Below are 16,839 nucleotides of genomic sequence, written 5' to 3'. Positions count from 1 at the left end.
TTACGCGCCCTACCGCCTGACGCAGCCCTGTAGGAGCGAGCTTGCTCGCGAACCCGCATCACTCCGCGACCCGCCGGAGAGCCCTGTTCGCGAGCAAGCTCGCTCCTACGAAAAGCGAACTACACCCACCTCCCCGCCTTGCTGGTCACCCAGGCCTCCTGGTTATCCAGCTCGCCCAGCACCTCGCGCATGGTCTCGTCGTCGATCTCGTGCTCGCGACGCATCCGGTACAGCTCCAGCCGCTGCGCACGCAGGGCCTTGATGCGCAGCGCCTGGTCAGCCAGCTCCAGGGCGCGGGCACGCTCGCGGGCTTCCTTGCTGTCCGGCGCCGGGTCCAGTTCGTGGCGGTACTCGGCCATCAGCCTGGCCTTCATCTCCGCCAGCCGCGCCGTCTCGTCGGCATCGCCGCCCTCACTGGCCGGCACCTCCTCGCTCTCGAGCAGGTGAATGGCCGCCGCCGCGGTCTTGCGCCAGACCGCCTGCACCTCCAGTTCGCGCTGGTCGTTGCTGGCCGCCGGCAAGCCGCGCAGGAGGATCGGCAGGCCGATGGTGGCTGCGATCAGCGACACCAGAATGACCCCGGCGGCGATGAAGATAATCAGGTCGCGCTGCGGGAAGGCCGAGCCATCCATCAGCAGCAAGGGAACCGAGAGCACACCGGCCAGCGTCACCGCGCCGCGCACCCCGCTCAGCGCGGAGATCGCCGACAGCCGCAGCACCGGCTCCCCTGGCTTGCCGCCCAGTTCGATGCCCCACCACTGCTCGAAGCGCACGGAAACCTTCCAGTAGCACCAGACCCAGCCGAAACGCAGCAGGAGCAGTACCGCGAAAACCGCCAGCACGTAGAACAGCAGCAGCGACGAGCGCCACATCACATCGTCGGCATGATGGGCGACGGACTTGAGAATGTCCGGCAGCTGCAGCCCCAGCAGGAGGAACACCACGCCGTTGAAGGCGAACTCCAGCATCGACCAGACGCTGCGGTTGAGCAGGCGGGTGTTGGTCTGCCGGGGCAGCAGGTCGACCCAGCTCTGCATCATGCCGGCCGCCACCGCCGCGAGGATGCCGGAGACGCCCAGCTCCTCGGCGATCATGTAGCAGGCGAAGGGCAACAGCAGCATCAGCACCACGTGGGTCGCCGGGTCGTCCCAGCCGCGGCGGATCATCCAGGCGCGGATGCGCCCCAGCAGCCAGCTGAGAAAGACGCCACTGGCCAGGCCACCGACCGCCACGAGCAGGAAGTTCAGGCTGGCATCCATCAGCGAGAAGGTGCCGGTCAGGGCGGCGGCGACGGCGAACTTGAAGGCTACGAGGCCCGATGCGTCGTTCATCAGTGCCTCACCCTGCAGCACGTGCATCAGGCGCTTGGGCAAGCGGTTCTGGGCGATGGCCGAGACCGCCAGCGCATCGGTGGGCGACAGCACCGCCGCCAGCGCAAACGCTGCGGCCCAAGGAATCTCGGGGATCAGCAGATGAATGAACACGCCGCCGCCGACCACGGTGAACAGCACCAGGGCGAAGGCCAGGGTGAGGATCGGCCAGCGCATCTTCCAGAACTCGCCCTTGGGCATGCGCCAGCCATCGGCGAACAGCAGCGGCGGGATGAACAGGAACATGAACAGCTCGGGGTCCAGCGCCACGTGCAGGCCCAGGCTCGGCCAGGCCAGCGCGGCGCCAGCGGCGATCTGGATCAGCGGCAACGGCAGCGGGATCAACTGCGCCGCGAGCCGGGTTCCCCCCACGACCAGCAGCAGGATCAAAACGGTGTAAACGGTCTGCATCGACGAACTCCCAGCACAGCTCTCCATTGAAGCACCCGATGCGCGGCGGATCAGCCTCGAATTGGGCAAAAAACTGTTACGAACGACCGACCTCCCGGCGGCGTCCCGCAAGGCGCTGGGAAATGGCATAATCCCGCGCCTGAAAAAAGCATCGAAAAGGAGTAGCGCCCCGTGAGTGAGCGGACGCTTTATGGAATCAAGGCCTGCGACACCATGAAAAAAGCCCGCGTGTGGCTGGAAGAGCATGGCGTCGACTATGCCTTCCACGACTACAAGAGTAGCGGCATCGACCGCGAACACCTGCGCCAGTGGTGCAACGAGCATGGCTGGGAAACCGTCCTGAACCGCGCCGGCACCACCTTCCGCAAGCTGGACGACGCGCAGAAGGCCGACCTCGACCAGGACAAGGCCATCGAACTGATGGTCGCGCAGCCGTCGATGATCAAGCGTCCGGTGCTGGACCTGGGTGACCGCACCCTGGTCGGCTTCAAGCCCGACGCCTACGCCGCCGCGCTGGCCTGAGCATCACGACGATGAGCATCGCCTGGGCCCTGTTCCTCCCCGCCTGCTTCGCCCTGAACATGGCGCCGGGACCGAACAACCTGCTGTCGCTGAACAACGCCGCACGCTTCGGCCTGCTGCGCGCCACCCTCGCGGGCGGCGGACGGCTGGTCGCCTTCGCCGGCATGCTGGCCCTGGCCGCTTCCGGCCTGGCGCTGGTGTTGCAGGCGTCGGCCTGGCTGTTCCTGGCGATCAAGCTGGTGGGCGCCGGTTACCTGCTGTGGCTCGCCGTGCAGCTGTGGCGCGCCCCGACTGCGAACCTTTCCGCGGATGGAACCCCGGATGCCGCCGTCAGCCTGTGGCGCCTGGTTCGTCAGGAGTTCTGGGTGGCCGCCGGCAATCCCAAGGCGATCCTCATCTTCACCGCTTTCCTGCCGCAGTTCGTCGATCCGCGTCAGGCCGTGGGCGCCCAGTTCGCCCAGCTCGGTGCAGCCTTCCTGCTGCTGGAATGGCTGGCCATCGCCCTTTACGGGCTCGCCGGGGTCCGCCTCGGCAAGCTGCTCGCCGGCGAATGCGCCCGGCGCCTGTTCAACCGTGGTTGTGCCGCGCTGCTGGGCAGCGCCGGGCTGGGCCTGCTGCTCAGCCGCCGTCCGGCCTGACCGAATCCGTTATTCGAGAATCTCTTTCAAGGAATCCCCACATGTCGAAATCCCTGTTCAGCATCGCTTTCGGTGTCGGTACCCAGAATCGCCAGGGCAACTGGCTGGAAGTCTTCTACGCACAGCCGCTGCTGAACCCCAGCGCCGAGCTGGTCGCCGCCATCTCCCCGCTGCTGAACTACGAAGGCGGCAACCAGGCGATCGCCTTCACCGCCCACCAGGCCTACCAGCTGGCCGACGCCGTCGAGACCGTCGACGCCGCCCAGGCCGCCCTGCTGAACCGCCTGGCCGAGAGCCAGAAGCCGCTGGTCGCCACCCTGCTCGCCGAAGACGCCGCCCCCAGCTCCACCCCGGAGGCGTACCTGAAGCTGCACCTGCTGTCCCACCGCCTGGTCAAGCCGCACGGCCTGAACCTGACCGGTATCTTCCCGCTGCTGCCGAACGTCGCCTGGACCAACCAGGGCGCCGTCGACCTGGCAGAGCTGGCCGAGCTGCAACTGGAAGCACGCCTGAAGGGCAAGCTGCTGGAAGTCTTCTCCGTCGACAAATTCCCGAAGATGACCGACTACGTGGTCCCGGCCGGCGTGCGCATCGCCGACACCGCCCGCGTGCGCCTGGGTGCCTACGTTGGTGAAGGCACCACCGTGATGCACGAAGGCTTCGTCAACTTCAACGGCGGCACCGAAGGCCCGGGCATGATCGAAGGCCGCGTCTCCGCTGGCGTGTTCGTCGGCAAGGGTTCCGACCTGGGCGGCGGCTGCTCCACCATGGGCACCCTGTCCGGCGGCGGCAATATCGTCATCAGCGTCGGCGAAGGCTGCCTGATCGGCGCCAACGCCGGCATCGGCATTCCGCTGGGCGACCGCAACATCGTCGAGGCTGGCCTGTACGTCACCGCCGGCACCAAGATCGCCGTGCTGGACGACCAGAACAACCTGGTGAAAGTGGTCAAGGGCCGCGACCTGGCCGGCCAGGCCGACCTGCTGTTCCGTCGCAACTCCCAGACCGGCGCGGTCGAGTGCAAGACCAACAAGACTGCCATCGAGCTGAACGAGGCGCTGCACGCGCACAACTAAAACGGGAAGCTCCAAGCTGCAAGCCTTAAGCTGCAAGCAACGCATCTTTGGCTTGCGGCTCGAGGCTTGTAGCTTATGACTGCATTATCGCCCTGGCGCTCCGACTTCCCGGCCCTCGCCGCCTTCGAGGCCGAAGGCCAGACCTACCTCGACAGCGCCGCCACCGCGCAGAAGCCGCGCGCCATGATCGACGCACTCGCCGGCTACTACGCCAGCGGCGCCGCCAATGTGCACCGCGCCCAGCACCTGCCCGGCGAGCGCGCCACCCGTGCCTTCGAGGCGACCCGCACCCTGGCCGCCAATTGGCTCAATGGCGGCAGCCCGGCGCAGATCGTCTTCACCCGCGGCGCCACCGAGGCGCTGAACCTGCTGGCCTACGGGCTGGAAGGCCTGTTCCAGGCGGGCGACGAGATCGTCGTCAGCGCGCTGGAACACCACGCCAATCTGCTGCCCTGGCAGCAATTGGCCAAGCGTCGCGGCCTGAAGCTGGTCGTACTGCCGCTGGACACCGCCGGCCGAATCGACCTGAACCGGGCTGCCGGCCTGATCGGCCCGCGCACCCGCCTGCTCGCCGTCAGCCAGCTGTCCAACGTGCTCGGCACCTGGCAGCCGCTGCCCGAGCTGCTGCAGTTGGCCCGCCAGCATGGCGCACTGAGCGTGGTCGACGGCGCTCAGGGCGTGGTCCACGGCCGGCACAACCTGTCGGCGCTGGGCTGCGACTTCTACGTCTGCTCCAGCCACAAGCTCTACGGCCCGGAAGGCCTCGGCCTGCTCTGGGGCCGCCCGGAAGCGCTGGAGCGCCTGGCGCACTGGCAGTTCGGCGGCGAGATGGTGCGCGTGGCGGACTACTTCGACGCGCAGTTCCACAACGCGCCCATGGGCTTCGAGGCCGGCACCCCGCCCATCGGCCCGGTGATCGCCCTGGGTGCGACCCTGGAATGGCTGGCCGCCCAGGACAGCGCCGAAGTCATCGCCCACGAGAACTTCCTCCACGCCCGCCTGCTGGCCGGCCTGCGCGCCCGTGACGGCGTGCGCGTGCTGGGCGAGCCGGAAGTGGCGTTGGCCAGCTTCGTGGTCGAGGGCGTGCACGTCTCCGACCTTGGCCACCTGCTCACCGAGCAGGGCATCGCCGTGCGTGCCGGGCACCACTGCGCCATGCCGCTGATGAAAACCCTGGATGTCGCGGGCGCCTTGCGCGTATCGCTCGGCCTGTACAGCGACGGCGCGGATATCGAGCGCTTCTTCCACGCGCTGGACGGTGCCCTGGAGCTGCTGCGATGAGCCTGCCCACCGCTGCCGCCGAGGCGCTGCAGGCCTTCACCGCCCTGCACGGCTGGGAACAACGCGCCCGCCTGCTGATGCAGTGGGGCGAGCGCCTGGAGCCGCTGAGCGAAGCCGAACTGAGTGACGAGCAGCGCGTGCAGGGCTGCGAGAGCAACGTCTGGCTGGTGGCGGATCGCCGTGATCAGCGCTGGCACTTCCGCGCCTACAGTGATGCGCGCCTGCTGCGCGGGCTGCTGGCGTTGCTGCTGGTGCGGGTGGAAGGTTTGTCGGCTGATGAACTGGCCATCATCGATTTGCCCGACTGGTTCGAGCAACTGGGGCTGGGCCGGCAACTGTCGCCGTCGCGCAGCAACGGGTTGAATGCGGTGCTCAAGCGGATGCAGGAACTGATCAGCGCCTAAGGACTGCTTTTTCGTAGGAGCGAGCTTGCTCGCGAACCGCCTGACGCCGGCGTCACCGGAAAATCCGTTCGCGAGCAAGCTCGCTCCTACAAAAGCGCTCAGCCCGCCGCGCGCTCCGAGGGGCGCCGCGCGCCGGCGACGATCTTGTCCACAGCCCGCGCCGCGGCGACCATGCCGAAAGTCGCGGTGACCATCATCACCGCGCCGAAACCGCCAGCGCAGTCCAGCTTCACGCCTTCCCCGACGAAGCTCTTGGACTGGCACACGGTGCCGTCCGGCTTGGGATAGCGCAGCTGTTCGGTGGAAAACACGCACTGCACGCTGTAATGCCGGCCCGGCGTGCGCGAGAAGTTGTAGTCACGGCGCAGCGTCGAGCGAACCTTGGCGGCCAGCGGGTCGTTGAAGGTCTTGTTCAGGTCGGCAACCTGGATCTGCGTCGGGTCCACCTGCCCGCCGGCGCCGCCGGTGGTGATGATCTGCAGCTTGCGGCGCTTGCACCAGGCGATCAGCGCGGCCTTGGCGGCGACGCTGTCGATGCAGTCGATCACGCAGTCCAGCTCGGGGGTGATGTAGTCCGCCATGGTTTCGCGGGTGACGAAATCGGCTACGGCGTGTACGACGATGCCCGGGTTGATCGCCTTCAGGCGCTCGGCCATGACCTCGACCTTGGACTTGCCCACGGCGCCCTGGATAGCGTGTACCTGGCGATTGGTGTTGGTGATGCAGACGTCGTCGAGGTCGAACAGCGAAATCTCGCCCACGCCGCTGCGCGCCAGGGCCTCGGCCGCCCAGGAACCCACGCCGCCGATCCCGACCACCGCCACATGGCTGGCCGCCAGCCGCTCCAGGCCCTCACGGCCATAAAGCCGCGCGATTCCGCCGAAACGCTGTTCATCCAGTTGCATCGCCCACACCTCATTTCGAAACGGCCGGCATTCTATAACGACCGGGCTCCGGTAACGACCGCGCCCCTACAGCAATCAGCCTGGGCACGCCTGCAACAAAGCCCGATTGCCGCAGTCTCAGTCACGCGCCTGCCACACATTCTAAACTGTCGGAAATTGCCCACGAACGCCCACGCGGCGGACGGCGCCGGCAACCTGTACAGCCCCCGGAGTGCGGGGTAGGATGCGCCCCGACCGAAGACTCTCCCGCCCGGAGACTGTCCTGGCCCCTCCCCGTTCCACCCTTTGGAACCCGATCGCACCATGCCTGCACGCAAGTTCGGCCTCAACCTGGTGGTGTTCGTTGCCCTCGCGGCACTCTTCACCGGCTTCTGGGCCCTCTATAACCGTCCCGTCAGCGTTCCCGACTGGCCGGAAAGCATTTCCGGATTCTCCTTCTCGCCGTTTCGCCTGAACCAGAATCCGCAGAAGAACCAGTTCCCCAGCGACGACGAGATCCGCTCGGACCTGGAACTGGTCTCCAAGAGCACCGACAACATCCGCACCTACTCGGTGAAGGGTTCGCTGGCCGATATCCCGCGCCTGGCCGAGGAGCTGGGCATGCGCGTCAGCCTGGGCATCTGGATCGGCCCGGACGAGGCGGAGAACGAAGCCGAGATCGAGCGCGGCATCGAGATCGCCAACAACTCGCGCAGCGTGGTGCGGGTGATAGTCGGCAACGAGGCGCTGTTCCGCCGCGAGGTCACGGTCGAGCAGCTGACGGCCTACCTGGACCGCGTGCGCAAGGCGGTGAAGGTGCCGGTGACCACCGCCGAGCAGTGGCATATCTACGAGAAGTACCCGGAGATGGCCAAGCACGTCGACCTGATCGCCGCCCACGTACTCCCCTACTGGGAATACACCGCGATGAACGACGCCATCCCGTTCGTCCTCGAGCGTGCCAAGGAACTGCGCGCCAAGTTCCCGCGCAAGCCTCTGCTGCTGGCCGAGGTCGGCTGGCCGAGCAACGGCCGTATGCGCGGCGGCGCAGACGCCACCCAGGCAGACCAGGCCATCTACCTGCGCACGCTGACCAACGCGCTGAACAAGAAGGGCTACAACTACTTTGTCGTCGAGGCCTTCGACCAGCCGTGGAAAGTCGGTGACGAAGGCTCGGTAGGCGCGTACTGGGGCGTCTACAACGCCCAGCGCCAACCCAAGTTCAACTTCGACGGGCCGGTGGTGAACATCCCGCAATGGCGCGCCCTGGCGGTCGCCTCGGTGGTGATGGCGCTGCTCGCCCTGACCCTGCTGATGATCGACGGCAGCGCCCTGCGCCAGCGCGGACGCACCTTCCTCACCGTGGTCGCCTTCGCCGGCGGCTCGGTGCTGGTGTGGATCGCCTACGACTACAGCCAGCAGTACAGCACCTGGTTCAGCATGACCGTCGGCGGCCTGCTGGGCATCGGCGCGCTGGGCGTGTTCATCGTGCTGCTCACCGAGGCCCATGAACTGGCCGAGACGGTCTGGGTGCGCAAGCGCCGCCGGCCGTTCGACCCGGTGCTCAGCGATACCGGCTACCGGCCCAAGGTCTCGGTGCACGTGCCCTGCTACAACGAGCCGCCGGAGATGATGAAGAAGACCCTGGACGCACTGTCCCGGCTCGACTACCCGGATTTCGAAGTCCTGATCATCGACAACAACACCAAGGACCCGGCGGTCTGGGAACCGGTGCGCGACTACTGCGAAATCCTCGGCCCGCGCTTCCGCTTCTTCCACGTCGCCCCGCTGGCCGGCTTCAAGGGCGGCGCGCTGAACTACATCCTGCCGCACACCGCGCCGGACGTCGAAGTCGTGGCGGTGATCGACGCCGACTACTGCGTCGAACCGAACTGGCTCAAGCAGATGGTGCCGCATTTCAGCGACCCGAAGATCGCCGTGGTGCAGTCCCCGCAGGACTACCACGACGGCGAGGAAAACCTCTTCAAGAAGCTCTGCTACGCCGAGTACAAGGGTTTCTTCCACATCGGCATGGTCACCCGCAACGACCGCGACGCGATCATCCAGCACGGCACCATGACCATGATCCGCCGCACCGTGATGGACGAGCTGAAATGGGCCGACTGGACCATCTGCGAGGACGCCGAGCTGGGCCTGCGGGTATTCGAGAAGGGCTACTCGGCCGCTTACTCGCACCAGAGCTTCGGCAGGGGCGTGATGCCCGACACCTTCATCGACTACAAGAAGCAGCGCTTCCGCTGGGCCTACGGCGCCATCCAGATCATGAAGGGGCACGCCCGCGCGCTGTTCCAGGGCAAGGACAGCAAGCTGACCCTCGGCCAGCGCTACCACTTCATCGCCGGCTGGCTGCCGTGGATCGCCGACGGCATGAACATCTTCTTCACCGTCGGCGCGCTGCTCTGGTCCTCGGCGATGATCATCGTGCCCAAGCGGGTCGACCCGCCGCTGCTGATCTTCGCCATCCCGCCGCTGGCGCTGTTCTTCTTCAAGTTCGGCAAGATCATGTTCCTCTACCGCCGCGCGGTGGGCGTGAACCTCGTGCGCTCGTTCCAGGCGGCGGTGGCCGGCCTTGCGCTGTCGCACACCATCGCCAAGGCGGTGCTCTACGGGACGTTCACCAAGACCATCCCGTTCTTCCGCACGCCGAAGATGGCCTCCAACCACGGCCTGCTGGTGGCGCTGGCCGAGGCGCGCGAGGAAGTGTTCATCATGCTGCTGCTGTGGGGCGCGGCGCTGGGCATCGTGCTGGTGCAGGGCGTGCCGAGCCGCGACATGATGTTCTGGGTCGCCATGCTGCTGGTGCAGTCGCTGCCCTACCTCGCCGCACTGGTGATGGCGCTGCTGTCCGCGGCGCCCAAGGCTCAGGAGGCTCCGGTAGCGGACGCCGCGCCAGCCAGCTGACACCTGTAGGAGCGAGCTTGCTCGCGAACGTTTTTGTCTGATGCCCTTGCATCAGGCGGGTTCGCGAGCAATAACGATGGCGTCCCCCTCGCTCCTACAAACGCAGTCACCGTCCATCTCCTCGCAGCAACGCCGGCCATTCGCCGGCGTTTTTGCTTTAAGATGGGCGCCTTTTTCCGTTCCACCCCCAGGATGCCCTCAATGTCCCTCTCGCCGACACTGGCCCTCGCCTGCGAGCTGATCCGCCGTCCCTCCGTCACACCGGTCGATGCCGACTGCCAGCAGCTGATGATGCAGCGCCTGGGCGCCTGCGGCTTCGCCCTGGAGCCCATGCGCATCGAGGAGGTGGATAACTTCTGGGCCCTGCGCCAGGGCCGCGACGGCGCCAACGGCCCGGTGCTGTGCTTCGCCGGCCATACCGACGTGGTCCCCACCGGCCCCGAGCAGGCCTGGCAGCACCAGCCGTTCGACGCCCTGATCGATGCCGACGGCATGCTCTGCGGCCGCGGCGCGGCGGACATGAAAGGCAGCCTGGCGTCGATGATCATCGCCACCGAGCGCTTCGTCGCCGACCACCCGGACCACCGCGGCAGCATCGCCTACCTGATCACCAGCGACGAGGAAGGCCCGGCCCATCACGGCACCAAGGCCGTGGTCGAGCGCCTGAAGGCCCGCAACGAACGCCTGGACTGGTGCATAGTCGGCGAGCCGTCGAGCACCACCCTGGTGGGTGACATCGTCAAGAACGGCCGTCGCGGCTCCCTCGGCGCCACCCTCAGCGTGCGCGGCAAGCAGGGCCACGTGGCCTACCCGCACCTGGCGAAGAACCCGATCCACCTGGCTGCCCCGGCCCTGGCGGAACTCGCTGCCGAGCACTGGGACAACGGCAACGACTTCTTCCCGCCGACCAGCTTCCAGATCTCCAACATCAATGGCGGCACCGGCGCGACCAACGTCATCCCCGGCGAGCTGAAGGTGATCTTCAACTTCCGCTTCTCCACCGAATCCACCGTGGAAGGGCTGCAGCAGCGCGTCGCGGCCATCCTCGACAAGCACGGCCTGGACTGGCACATCGACTGGGCGCTGTCCGGCCTGCCCTTCCTCACCCAGCCGGGTGAGCTGCTCGATGGCGTGGCCGCAGCGATCCGCGCCGTCACTGGCCGCGAGACCACCCCGTCGACCTCCGGCGGCACCTCCGATGGCCGCTTCATCGCCACCATGGGCACCCAGGTGGTCGAGCTCGGTCCGGTGAACGCCACCATCCACCAGGTGGACGAACGCGTGCTGGCCAGCGACCTCGATGTACTGACCGAAATCTATTACCAGACCCTGGTGCGACTGCTGGCATGACTGGACCGAACAAAGGCTTCTGCCTGGGCGCCGTACAGCCCGATACTCCGCCGCCTGCCCCGGCTGCCGAACGACGCTACTCCCTGCGCGTGTACCAGATTGCCCAGCGTCGCCGTTCGCTGCCGACCGTGCTGCGCAACGACCTGCCGCAGCCGCTGGCACCGACCCCGGTGAAGAAGTGATGCTGATCTGTCCGCTGTGCCGCGAGGCGCTGACCGATGTCGACAACGGTGTCGCCTGCTCCGCCGGCCACCGCTTCGACCGCGCCCGCCAGGGTTACCTGAACCTGTTGCCGGTGCAGCACAAGAAGAGCCTCGATCCGGGCGACAACGCCGCCATGGTCGAGGCGCGCCGGCACTTCCTCGGCGCCGGCCACTATGCGCCGCTGGCCCGGCGCCTGGCCGAACTGGCCGCCGAGCGCGCTCCGGGGCGCTGGCTGGATATCGGTTGCGGTGAGGGCTACTACACCGCACAGCTGGGCGAAGCGCTGCCGCAGGCCGACGGCTATGCCCTGGACATCTCCCGCGAGGCCGTCAAACGCGCCTGCAAGCGTGCCCCGCAATTGACCTGGATGGTCGCCAGCATGGCCCGGGTGCCGCTGGCCGAAGCTTCCTGCCAACTGCTGGCCAGCGTATTCAGCCCGATCGACTGGAAGGAAGCCGGGCGCCTGCTGACTCCCGGCGGCGGGGTGCTGCGCCTGGGCCCGGCGCGCGATCACCTGCTGGAGCTGCGCCAGCGCCTGTACGACGAAGTTCGCGAGTACGTCGAGGACAAGCATCTCGCCGACCTGCCGGAAGAACTCAAGCTGGCGCACACCGAACAACTGAGCTTCAAGCTGCCGCTGCACACCCGCGAAGCGCGCGAACACCTGCTGGCGATGACGCCGCACGGCTGGCGCGTCAACCCTGAGCGGCGCGAGCGCATCCTCGCCGAGCCCTTCGAGGTGACGGTGGCGGTACGCTACGATTGGCTGGAACGCCAAGAACCCTGACGAGGACGCCATGCGCCAACCGGATATCGAGATCTACATCAAGGATGCCGACCAGGCCGCCGTCGGCGCCTGGCTGGAACAGGCCCTTGGCCCCTGCTCCGAATGGCGCGCCCAGGGCGAGACCTTCAAATGCAGCGCCGGGAGCATTTCCGTCACCTGGCTGCCCAAGGCCGTGGGCAAGTGGAACAGCCTGTTCCTGGACAGCGACCAGACCCCGTGGGACGACGATGTCGCCTGCGCTCGCGATGCCTGCGCCGCGCTGGACGTGGAAGTACGCTGCGCCCCCGGCAGCTGGAGCGAGGATCAGGGCGAGGAAGACGCCGACCGCTGGCTGAAAGTGACCGCTGCGGGCGTCGAGGAGATCACCTGGCGCACGGGCTGAAGCCGGTCACGTGCAAGGCTGGAAAAAACAAAGGCCCGTCCACTGGACGGGCCTTTGTACTTTCGGGGGCTCAGACCTTGGCGACGTCTTCCGCCTGGAGGCCTTTCTGACCCTGGATCACCGAGAACTCCACTTTCTGGCCTTCGACCAGGGAGCGGTGACCATCGCCACGAATGGCACGGTAGTGAACGAAAACGTCCGGACCGCTATCGCGTTGAATGAATCCATAACCTTTGGCGTCATTGAACCACTTGACGGTTCCGACCTCACGATCAGCCATTACCACACTCTCCAACTTGCCTATTATTTTTTGGATTGGCCCCCGGGAATGAGGACTTCGGCAGTCGCCAGCTGAACGCTTTCCTGATCATCCGCCCCGCACCCAATGGCACTTAGGAAGGTAATTCGAATAACGCCCACGGGCGACAGCGCTCCCGAGTATATAAATCAAAAGTTACAGCTGAAAAGCACTTTTTCATCCCCTCCGCGCCCCTATGACCAAACAGGCCAAAGTGCCATTTTTCGGGGCCTGCAGAGCCATTTTGGTGCTCGTTACCCCGCGTAACGGAAGTGTTTCGAACGTGGACCTTTTCGCACTTTGGCGTCTTCGCGGCGGGTAGTTTCGTTCCCGTTCATCCGTGTTCAGCGGTATTGGGAAATGTCTTTCAGAGGCAGTCGGAATGCGCCCTGCAGTTTCTGCCGCGGCAATATACCCAATCATCTGTCTGCTGAATTGGCAGTCCACCAATCCATCGCGTCCCATGAATAACGGACATGAAACACTCCCTGACCGCACCTCAAGCGCGGTCAGTCGTGCACCATCAAAGGACTCTCACGCTCAGGGACTGACCTGATAACCCCGCCCCTGCAGGCAACCGCTGTAGGCGCTGGCACTGGCATTGCTCTGCGCCTCCCCCTGCGCGCGACGGTCCTGCCGACGATCCTGGCGCTGGCGCGAAGCGCCCACCGCCGCTCCCGCCGCCGCTACCTCGCCCGCACGGTTCTGCCGGTACTGCTGCTTGGCGTCGTCACTCGCCCGGTCATACAGCTCTTCATGCTGCTGCCCGCGCACCTCGGCGGCGGCGGGAGCGGTCGCCGACATGCGGGTCGGAACTGCTGGTAGCGCTGCTCGCCGCATTGGCGGCTACGCTGTTGCACTCGCTCATGTCCTGCTGCATCTGCTGGCTGCTCTGGCCCTTGAGCGGGACGACAGTCTGCGCCGCGGCGGGCAGTACGACCGACAAGGCGAGCAGGCATCCCCAGGTGAACGTACGCATCGCGGAACCTCCATAGAATGTCATCCCCTAAATGGCAGGATAGCCGCTGATCACGGGGCATCCGCCCTCGCCGACCAAGCGCTCCCGGCTTTGCTGGCGAAGGTCTAATCCGGCAAACTAGCCGGCCTGAGCAATCGCTCGTTTTACCTACGCCAGCCATAGGGCCTGTATGCCTCGTTACCCGTTCCGCCGCTTCGGTTTCGGTGCCCTGCGCCGCCTGCTGTACCTCTGGGTGCGCTCGGAAACCATCAACCAGTCGGCCTTCAGCCTGAAGATCGACCGCAGCAAACCGGTCCTCTACGTCCTGCAGCAACCCTCGGTGAGCGACCTCGCCGTGGTGGACACCGAGTGCCGCAAGGCTGGCCTGCCGCGGCCGGTGATGCCGGTGGCAGTGGGTGAGTCCATCGAGCCTGCGGCCTTCTTCTACCTGACGCCCGAACCCGACTGGCTCGGCCGCCAGGACAAGCGCGGCGCGCCGCCGGCGCTGGTGCGCATGCTCGGCGCCATCGGCCAGAACGGCATCGACGACGCGCAGATCATCCCGGTCAGCGTGTTCTGGGGCCAATCCCCGGACAGCGAAAAGAGCGCCTGGAAGCTGCTGTTCGCTGACAACTGGGCCGTGACCGGCCGCCTGCGCAAGCTGGCGCGCATCCTCATCCTCGGCCGCAAGACCCGCGTACAGTTCTCCGCTCCCATCCACCTGCGCGAGCTGGTGGAGCAGGGCAAGGGCCACGAGCGCACCCTGCGCATGGTCCAGCGCATCCTGCGTGTGCACTTCCGCAACCAGAAGACCGCGGTGATCGGCCCGGATCTCTCCCACCGCCGCACCCTGGTCAAGGGCCTGCTGCGCGCGCCCCTGGTGCGCCAGGCGATCCAGGAGGAGTGCGAGACCCAGAAGATCTCCCAGGAGAAGGCCGAGGCCGGCGCCCTGCGCTACGCCAATGAAATCGCGGCTGACGTTTCCTACCCGGTGATCCGCTTCCTCGAAGTGACCCTCACCTGGTTCTGGAACAAGCTCTACGAGGGCGTGAAGGTCAACCATATCGAGCGCGTGCAGGAAGTCGCCCAGGGCCACGAGATCGTTTACGTACCCTGCCACCGCAGCCACATCGACTACCTGCTGCTGTCCTACCTGCTGTTCCGCAACGGCCTGACCCCGCCGCACATTGCCGCCGGGATCAACCTCAACATGCCGGTGGTGGGCTCGATCCTGCGCCGTGGCGGCGCTTTCTTCATGCGCCGCAGCTTCAAGGGCAACCAGCTGTACACCGCGGTGTTCAACGAATACCTGCACACCCTGTTCAGCCGCGGCTTCTCCACCGAGTACTTCGTCGAAGGTGGCCGTTCGCGCACCGGGCGCATGCTGCACCCGCGCACCGGCATGCTGGCGATCACCCTGCGCAGCTTCCTGCGCGACTCGCGCCGCCCGATCGTCTTCGTGCCCGTGTACATCGGCTACGAGCGTGTGCTCGAAGGCCGCACCTACCTGGGTGAACTGCGCGGCGCAGCGAAGAAAAAGGAGTCCATCTTCGACATCTTCAAGGTCGTCGGCGCGCTGAGACAGCGCTTCGGCCAGGTCTGGGTGAACTTCGGCGAGCCGATCCACCTCGACGCCTTCCTCGACCAGCAGCAGCCGGACTGGCGTCAGCAGGAACTGGGCCCGGAGTTCCGTCCGGCCTGGCTTTCGGAAACCACCAATCACCTGGCCCGCGACGTTGCCCGTCACCTCAACGACGCCGCGGCGATCAACCCGGTGAACCTGGTGGCCCTGGCGCTCCTGTCCACCACTCGCCTGGCCCTGGACGAGACCGCGCTGGCACGGGTGATCGACCTCTACCTCGACCTGCTGCGCAAGGTGCCCTACTCGCCCAGCGCGACGCTGCCCGAGGGCGACGGCCAGCAACAGATCGAGTACGTGAAGAGCATGAACCTGCTCAGCGAGCAGAAGGACGCCCTCGGCCGCATCTGCTATCTCGACGAGCAGAACGCGGTGCTGATGACCTACTACCGCAACAACGTCCTGCATATCTTCGCCCTGCCGGCGCTGATCGCCAGCTTCTTCCAGAACAGCGGGCGGATCAGCCGCGAACAGCTGTTGCGCTACACCCGCGCGCTGTACCCGTACCTGCAGGCGGAGCTGTTCATCCGCTGGAACCTGGACGAGCTGGACGCCGTGGTCGATCAATGGCTGCAGGCCATGGTCGCCAGCGAACTGCTCAAGCAGGAGAACGACACCTTCATCCGTCCGCCGCCCAGCTCACGCCAGTACGTGCTGCTGACGCTGCTGGCGCGCGCCATCGCGCAGACCCTGCAGCGCTTCTACATGTCCATCTCGCTGGTGCTCAATGCCGGACAGAAGCAGCTCACCGCCGAGGAACTGGAAAACCTCTGCACCGTGATGGCCCAGCGCCTGTCGGTCCTGCACGGCCTCAATGCCCCGGAATTCTTCGACAAGAGCCTATTCCGCCACTTCATCCAGACCCTGCTGGACGAAGGCGTCCTGCGCAAGGACGAGAATGGCAAGCTGAGCTACCACGAACTGCTCGGCGAACTGGCCGAAGGTGCCGCCAAGCGCGTGCTGCCGGCGGAGATCCGGCTGTCCATCCGCCAGGTCGCCCTGGAGCGGCCAGCCCAGGAAGAAAGCGCTGCCACCGCCGCACCGCCCGCCAGCCAGGGCTGAATCGCACCCCTGCCGGCTGCTTGACGCCTGCGCACCGCGACCGATAGATTTCTGACGATCCATCGGTCGCGGTCAGGGACGCTCCACGTGTTCAACAGGATTCTGATCGTCTGCGTCGGCAACATCTGCCGCAGCCCCATCGCCGAACACCTGCTGCGTGAATCCCTGCAGGGCAGCGACATCTCGGTGGCCTCCGCCGGGCTCAACGCGCTGGTCGGCCACTCGATCGACAGCACCGCCCTTGCCATCCTCCGCCGTCACGGCCATCACCCTCACCCGCATCGCGCGCGCCAGCTCACCGCCGAACTGATCCACGAGGCCAACCTCGTGCTGGTCATGGAGCAGTCGCAGATCCAGAGCGTTATCCGCCTGGCGCCCGAAGCTCGCGGCAAGACCTTCCTGCTGGGCAAATGGCAGTCCGACCAGGAAATCCCCGACCCTTACCGCAAGGGCCCGGAGGCCTTCGAGCGGGCCTATGCGCTGATCGAATCCGCGGTGGCTCCGTGGGGCGACCGCCTGCGAATTCGTCGGTAATTTGACGGAAATTTTCGCCACCACGAAAAGCGTCAAAAACCCTTACAAATCCTGTATGAAAAAGGCTACGCTCTAGCCCAGCAAGACCATATTCAGCTGTTTGGTCTCCCAGTTACG

The 16,839-nt window shown here is 66.2% G+C and carries 15 protein-coding genes and 1 pseudogene; 12 read left to right on the top strand and 4 right to left on the bottom strand.

The genetic code is table 11. The features are described 5' to 3' along the window. Positions 1–119: 119 nt before the first annotated feature. On the bottom strand, positions 120–1,808 hold the full coding sequence (locus tag ACCC94_RS00265) for a Na+/H+ antiporter (RefSeq protein WP_413347516.1): 1,689 nt from the start codon (positions 1,806–1,808) through the stop codon (positions 120–122). A gap of 186 nt (positions 1,809–1,994) precedes the next feature. Between ACCC94_RS00265 and ACCC94_RS00260 the strand changes: the two genes are divergently transcribed. The 5 genes from ACCC94_RS00260 (at position 1,995) to ACCC94_RS00240 (ending at position 5,702) form a co-directional block, all read left to right on the top strand. Next, positions 1,995–2,303, top strand: a complete 309-nt coding sequence (locus ACCC94_RS00260) for an arsenate reductase (protein WP_413347515.1) — start codon at positions 1,995–1,997, stop codon at positions 2,301–2,303. Positions 2,304–2,314: 11 nt separating this feature from the next. Then, complete coding sequence (locus ACCC94_RS00255) at positions 2,315–2,941, top strand: LysE family translocator (RefSeq protein ID WP_413347514.1); 627 nt, start codon at positions 2,315–2,317, stop codon at positions 2,939–2,941. 41 nt (positions 2,942–2,982) lie between these two features. After that, a complete protein-coding gene (gene dapD / locus ACCC94_RS00250) occupies positions 2,983–4,017 on the top strand; it encodes a 2,3,4,5-tetrahydropyridine-2,6-dicarboxylate N-succinyltransferase (protein ID WP_413347513.1) in 1,035 nt (344 codons plus the stop codon). Between the two features lie 75 nt (positions 4,018–4,092). After that, positions 4,093–5,298, top strand: a complete 1,206-nt coding sequence (locus tag ACCC94_RS00245) for an aminotransferase class V-fold PLP-dependent enzyme (protein ID WP_413347512.1) — start codon at positions 4,093–4,095, stop codon at positions 5,296–5,298. Then, on the top strand, positions 5,295–5,702 hold the full coding sequence (locus ACCC94_RS00240; RefSeq protein ID WP_413347511.1) for a SufE family protein: 408 nt from the start codon (positions 5,295–5,297) through the stop codon (positions 5,700–5,702). Before ACCC94_RS00245 ends, ACCC94_RS00240 begins: the two co-directional genes overlap by 4 nt. Before the next feature lie 98 nt (positions 5,703–5,800). On the opposite strand, the gene tcdA is transcribed toward ACCC94_RS00240, so the two are convergent. Next, positions 5,801–6,607: a tRNA cyclic N6-threonylcarbamoyladenosine(37) synthase TcdA gene (tcdA, locus tag ACCC94_RS00235; protein ID WP_413347510.1), complete on the bottom strand. Its 807-nt coding sequence runs from the start codon at positions 6,605–6,607 to the stop codon at positions 5,801–5,803. 303 nt (positions 6,608–6,910) lie between these two features. Between tcdA and ACCC94_RS00230 the strand changes: the two genes are divergently transcribed. The 5 genes from ACCC94_RS00230 (at position 6,911) to ACCC94_RS00210 (ending at position 12,231) form a co-directional block, all read left to right on the top strand. Then, positions 6,911–9,508, top strand: coding sequence for a glycosyltransferase (locus tag ACCC94_RS00230; protein ID WP_413347509.1), 2,598 nt, complete (start codon positions 6,911–6,913; stop codon positions 9,506–9,508). Positions 9,509–9,700: 192 nt separating this feature from the next. Beyond that, complete coding sequence (dapE, locus tag ACCC94_RS00225; RefSeq protein ID WP_413347508.1) at positions 9,701–10,858, top strand: succinyl-diaminopimelate desuccinylase; 1,158 nt, start codon at positions 9,701–9,703, stop codon at positions 10,856–10,858. Beyond that, entirely contained in the window at positions 10,855–11,040 is a 186-nt protein-coding gene (locus ACCC94_RS00220) for a hypothetical protein (RefSeq protein ID WP_413347507.1), read from the top strand. Before dapE ends, ACCC94_RS00220 begins: the two co-directional genes overlap by 4 nt. Next, entirely contained in the window at positions 11,040–11,849 is an 810-nt protein-coding gene (locus ACCC94_RS00215) for a putative RNA methyltransferase (protein ID WP_413347506.1), read from the top strand. The genes ACCC94_RS00220 and ACCC94_RS00215 overlap by 1 nt, the downstream gene beginning before the upstream one ends. A gap of 10 nt (positions 11,850–11,859) precedes the next feature. After that, on the top strand, positions 11,860–12,231 hold the full coding sequence (locus ACCC94_RS00210; RefSeq protein ID WP_413347505.1) for a hypothetical protein: 372 nt from the start codon (positions 11,860–11,862) through the stop codon (positions 12,229–12,231). Positions 12,232–12,301: 70 nt separating this feature from the next. Here the strand turns inward: ACCC94_RS00210 and ACCC94_RS00205 are convergent, their stop codons facing one another. Together ACCC94_RS00205 and ACCC94_RS00200 are read right to left on the bottom strand one after the other, a co-directional pair. Then, entirely contained in the window at positions 12,302–12,511 is a 210-nt protein-coding gene (locus ACCC94_RS00205) for a cold-shock protein (RefSeq protein WP_015476243.1), read from the bottom strand. Between the two features lie 558 nt (positions 12,512–13,069). After that, positions 13,070–13,508 (bottom strand): annotated as a pseudogene (locus ACCC94_RS00200) (hypothetical protein). A 169-nt stretch (positions 13,509–13,677) separates the two neighbouring features. Here ACCC94_RS00200 and plsB point away from each other — a divergent pair. Beyond that, complete coding sequence (gene plsB / locus ACCC94_RS00195) at positions 13,678–16,188, top strand: glycerol-3-phosphate 1-O-acyltransferase PlsB (RefSeq protein WP_413347504.1); 2,511 nt, start codon at positions 13,678–13,680, stop codon at positions 16,186–16,188. Between the two features lie 87 nt (positions 16,189–16,275). Further along, positions 16,276–16,722: a low molecular weight protein-tyrosine-phosphatase gene (locus ACCC94_RS00190; protein WP_413347503.1), complete on the top strand. Its 447-nt coding sequence runs from the start codon at positions 16,276–16,278 to the stop codon at positions 16,720–16,722. Positions 16,723–16,839: the final 117 nt, after the last annotated feature.

The sequence above is a fragment of the Pseudomonas sp. Pseusp97 genome, from assembly GCF_047304025.1.
Lineage (GTDB): Bacteria > Pseudomonadota > Gammaproteobacteria > Pseudomonadales > Pseudomonadaceae > Pseudomonas.
This window is presented reverse-complemented; position numbering and strand designations above follow the sequence as displayed.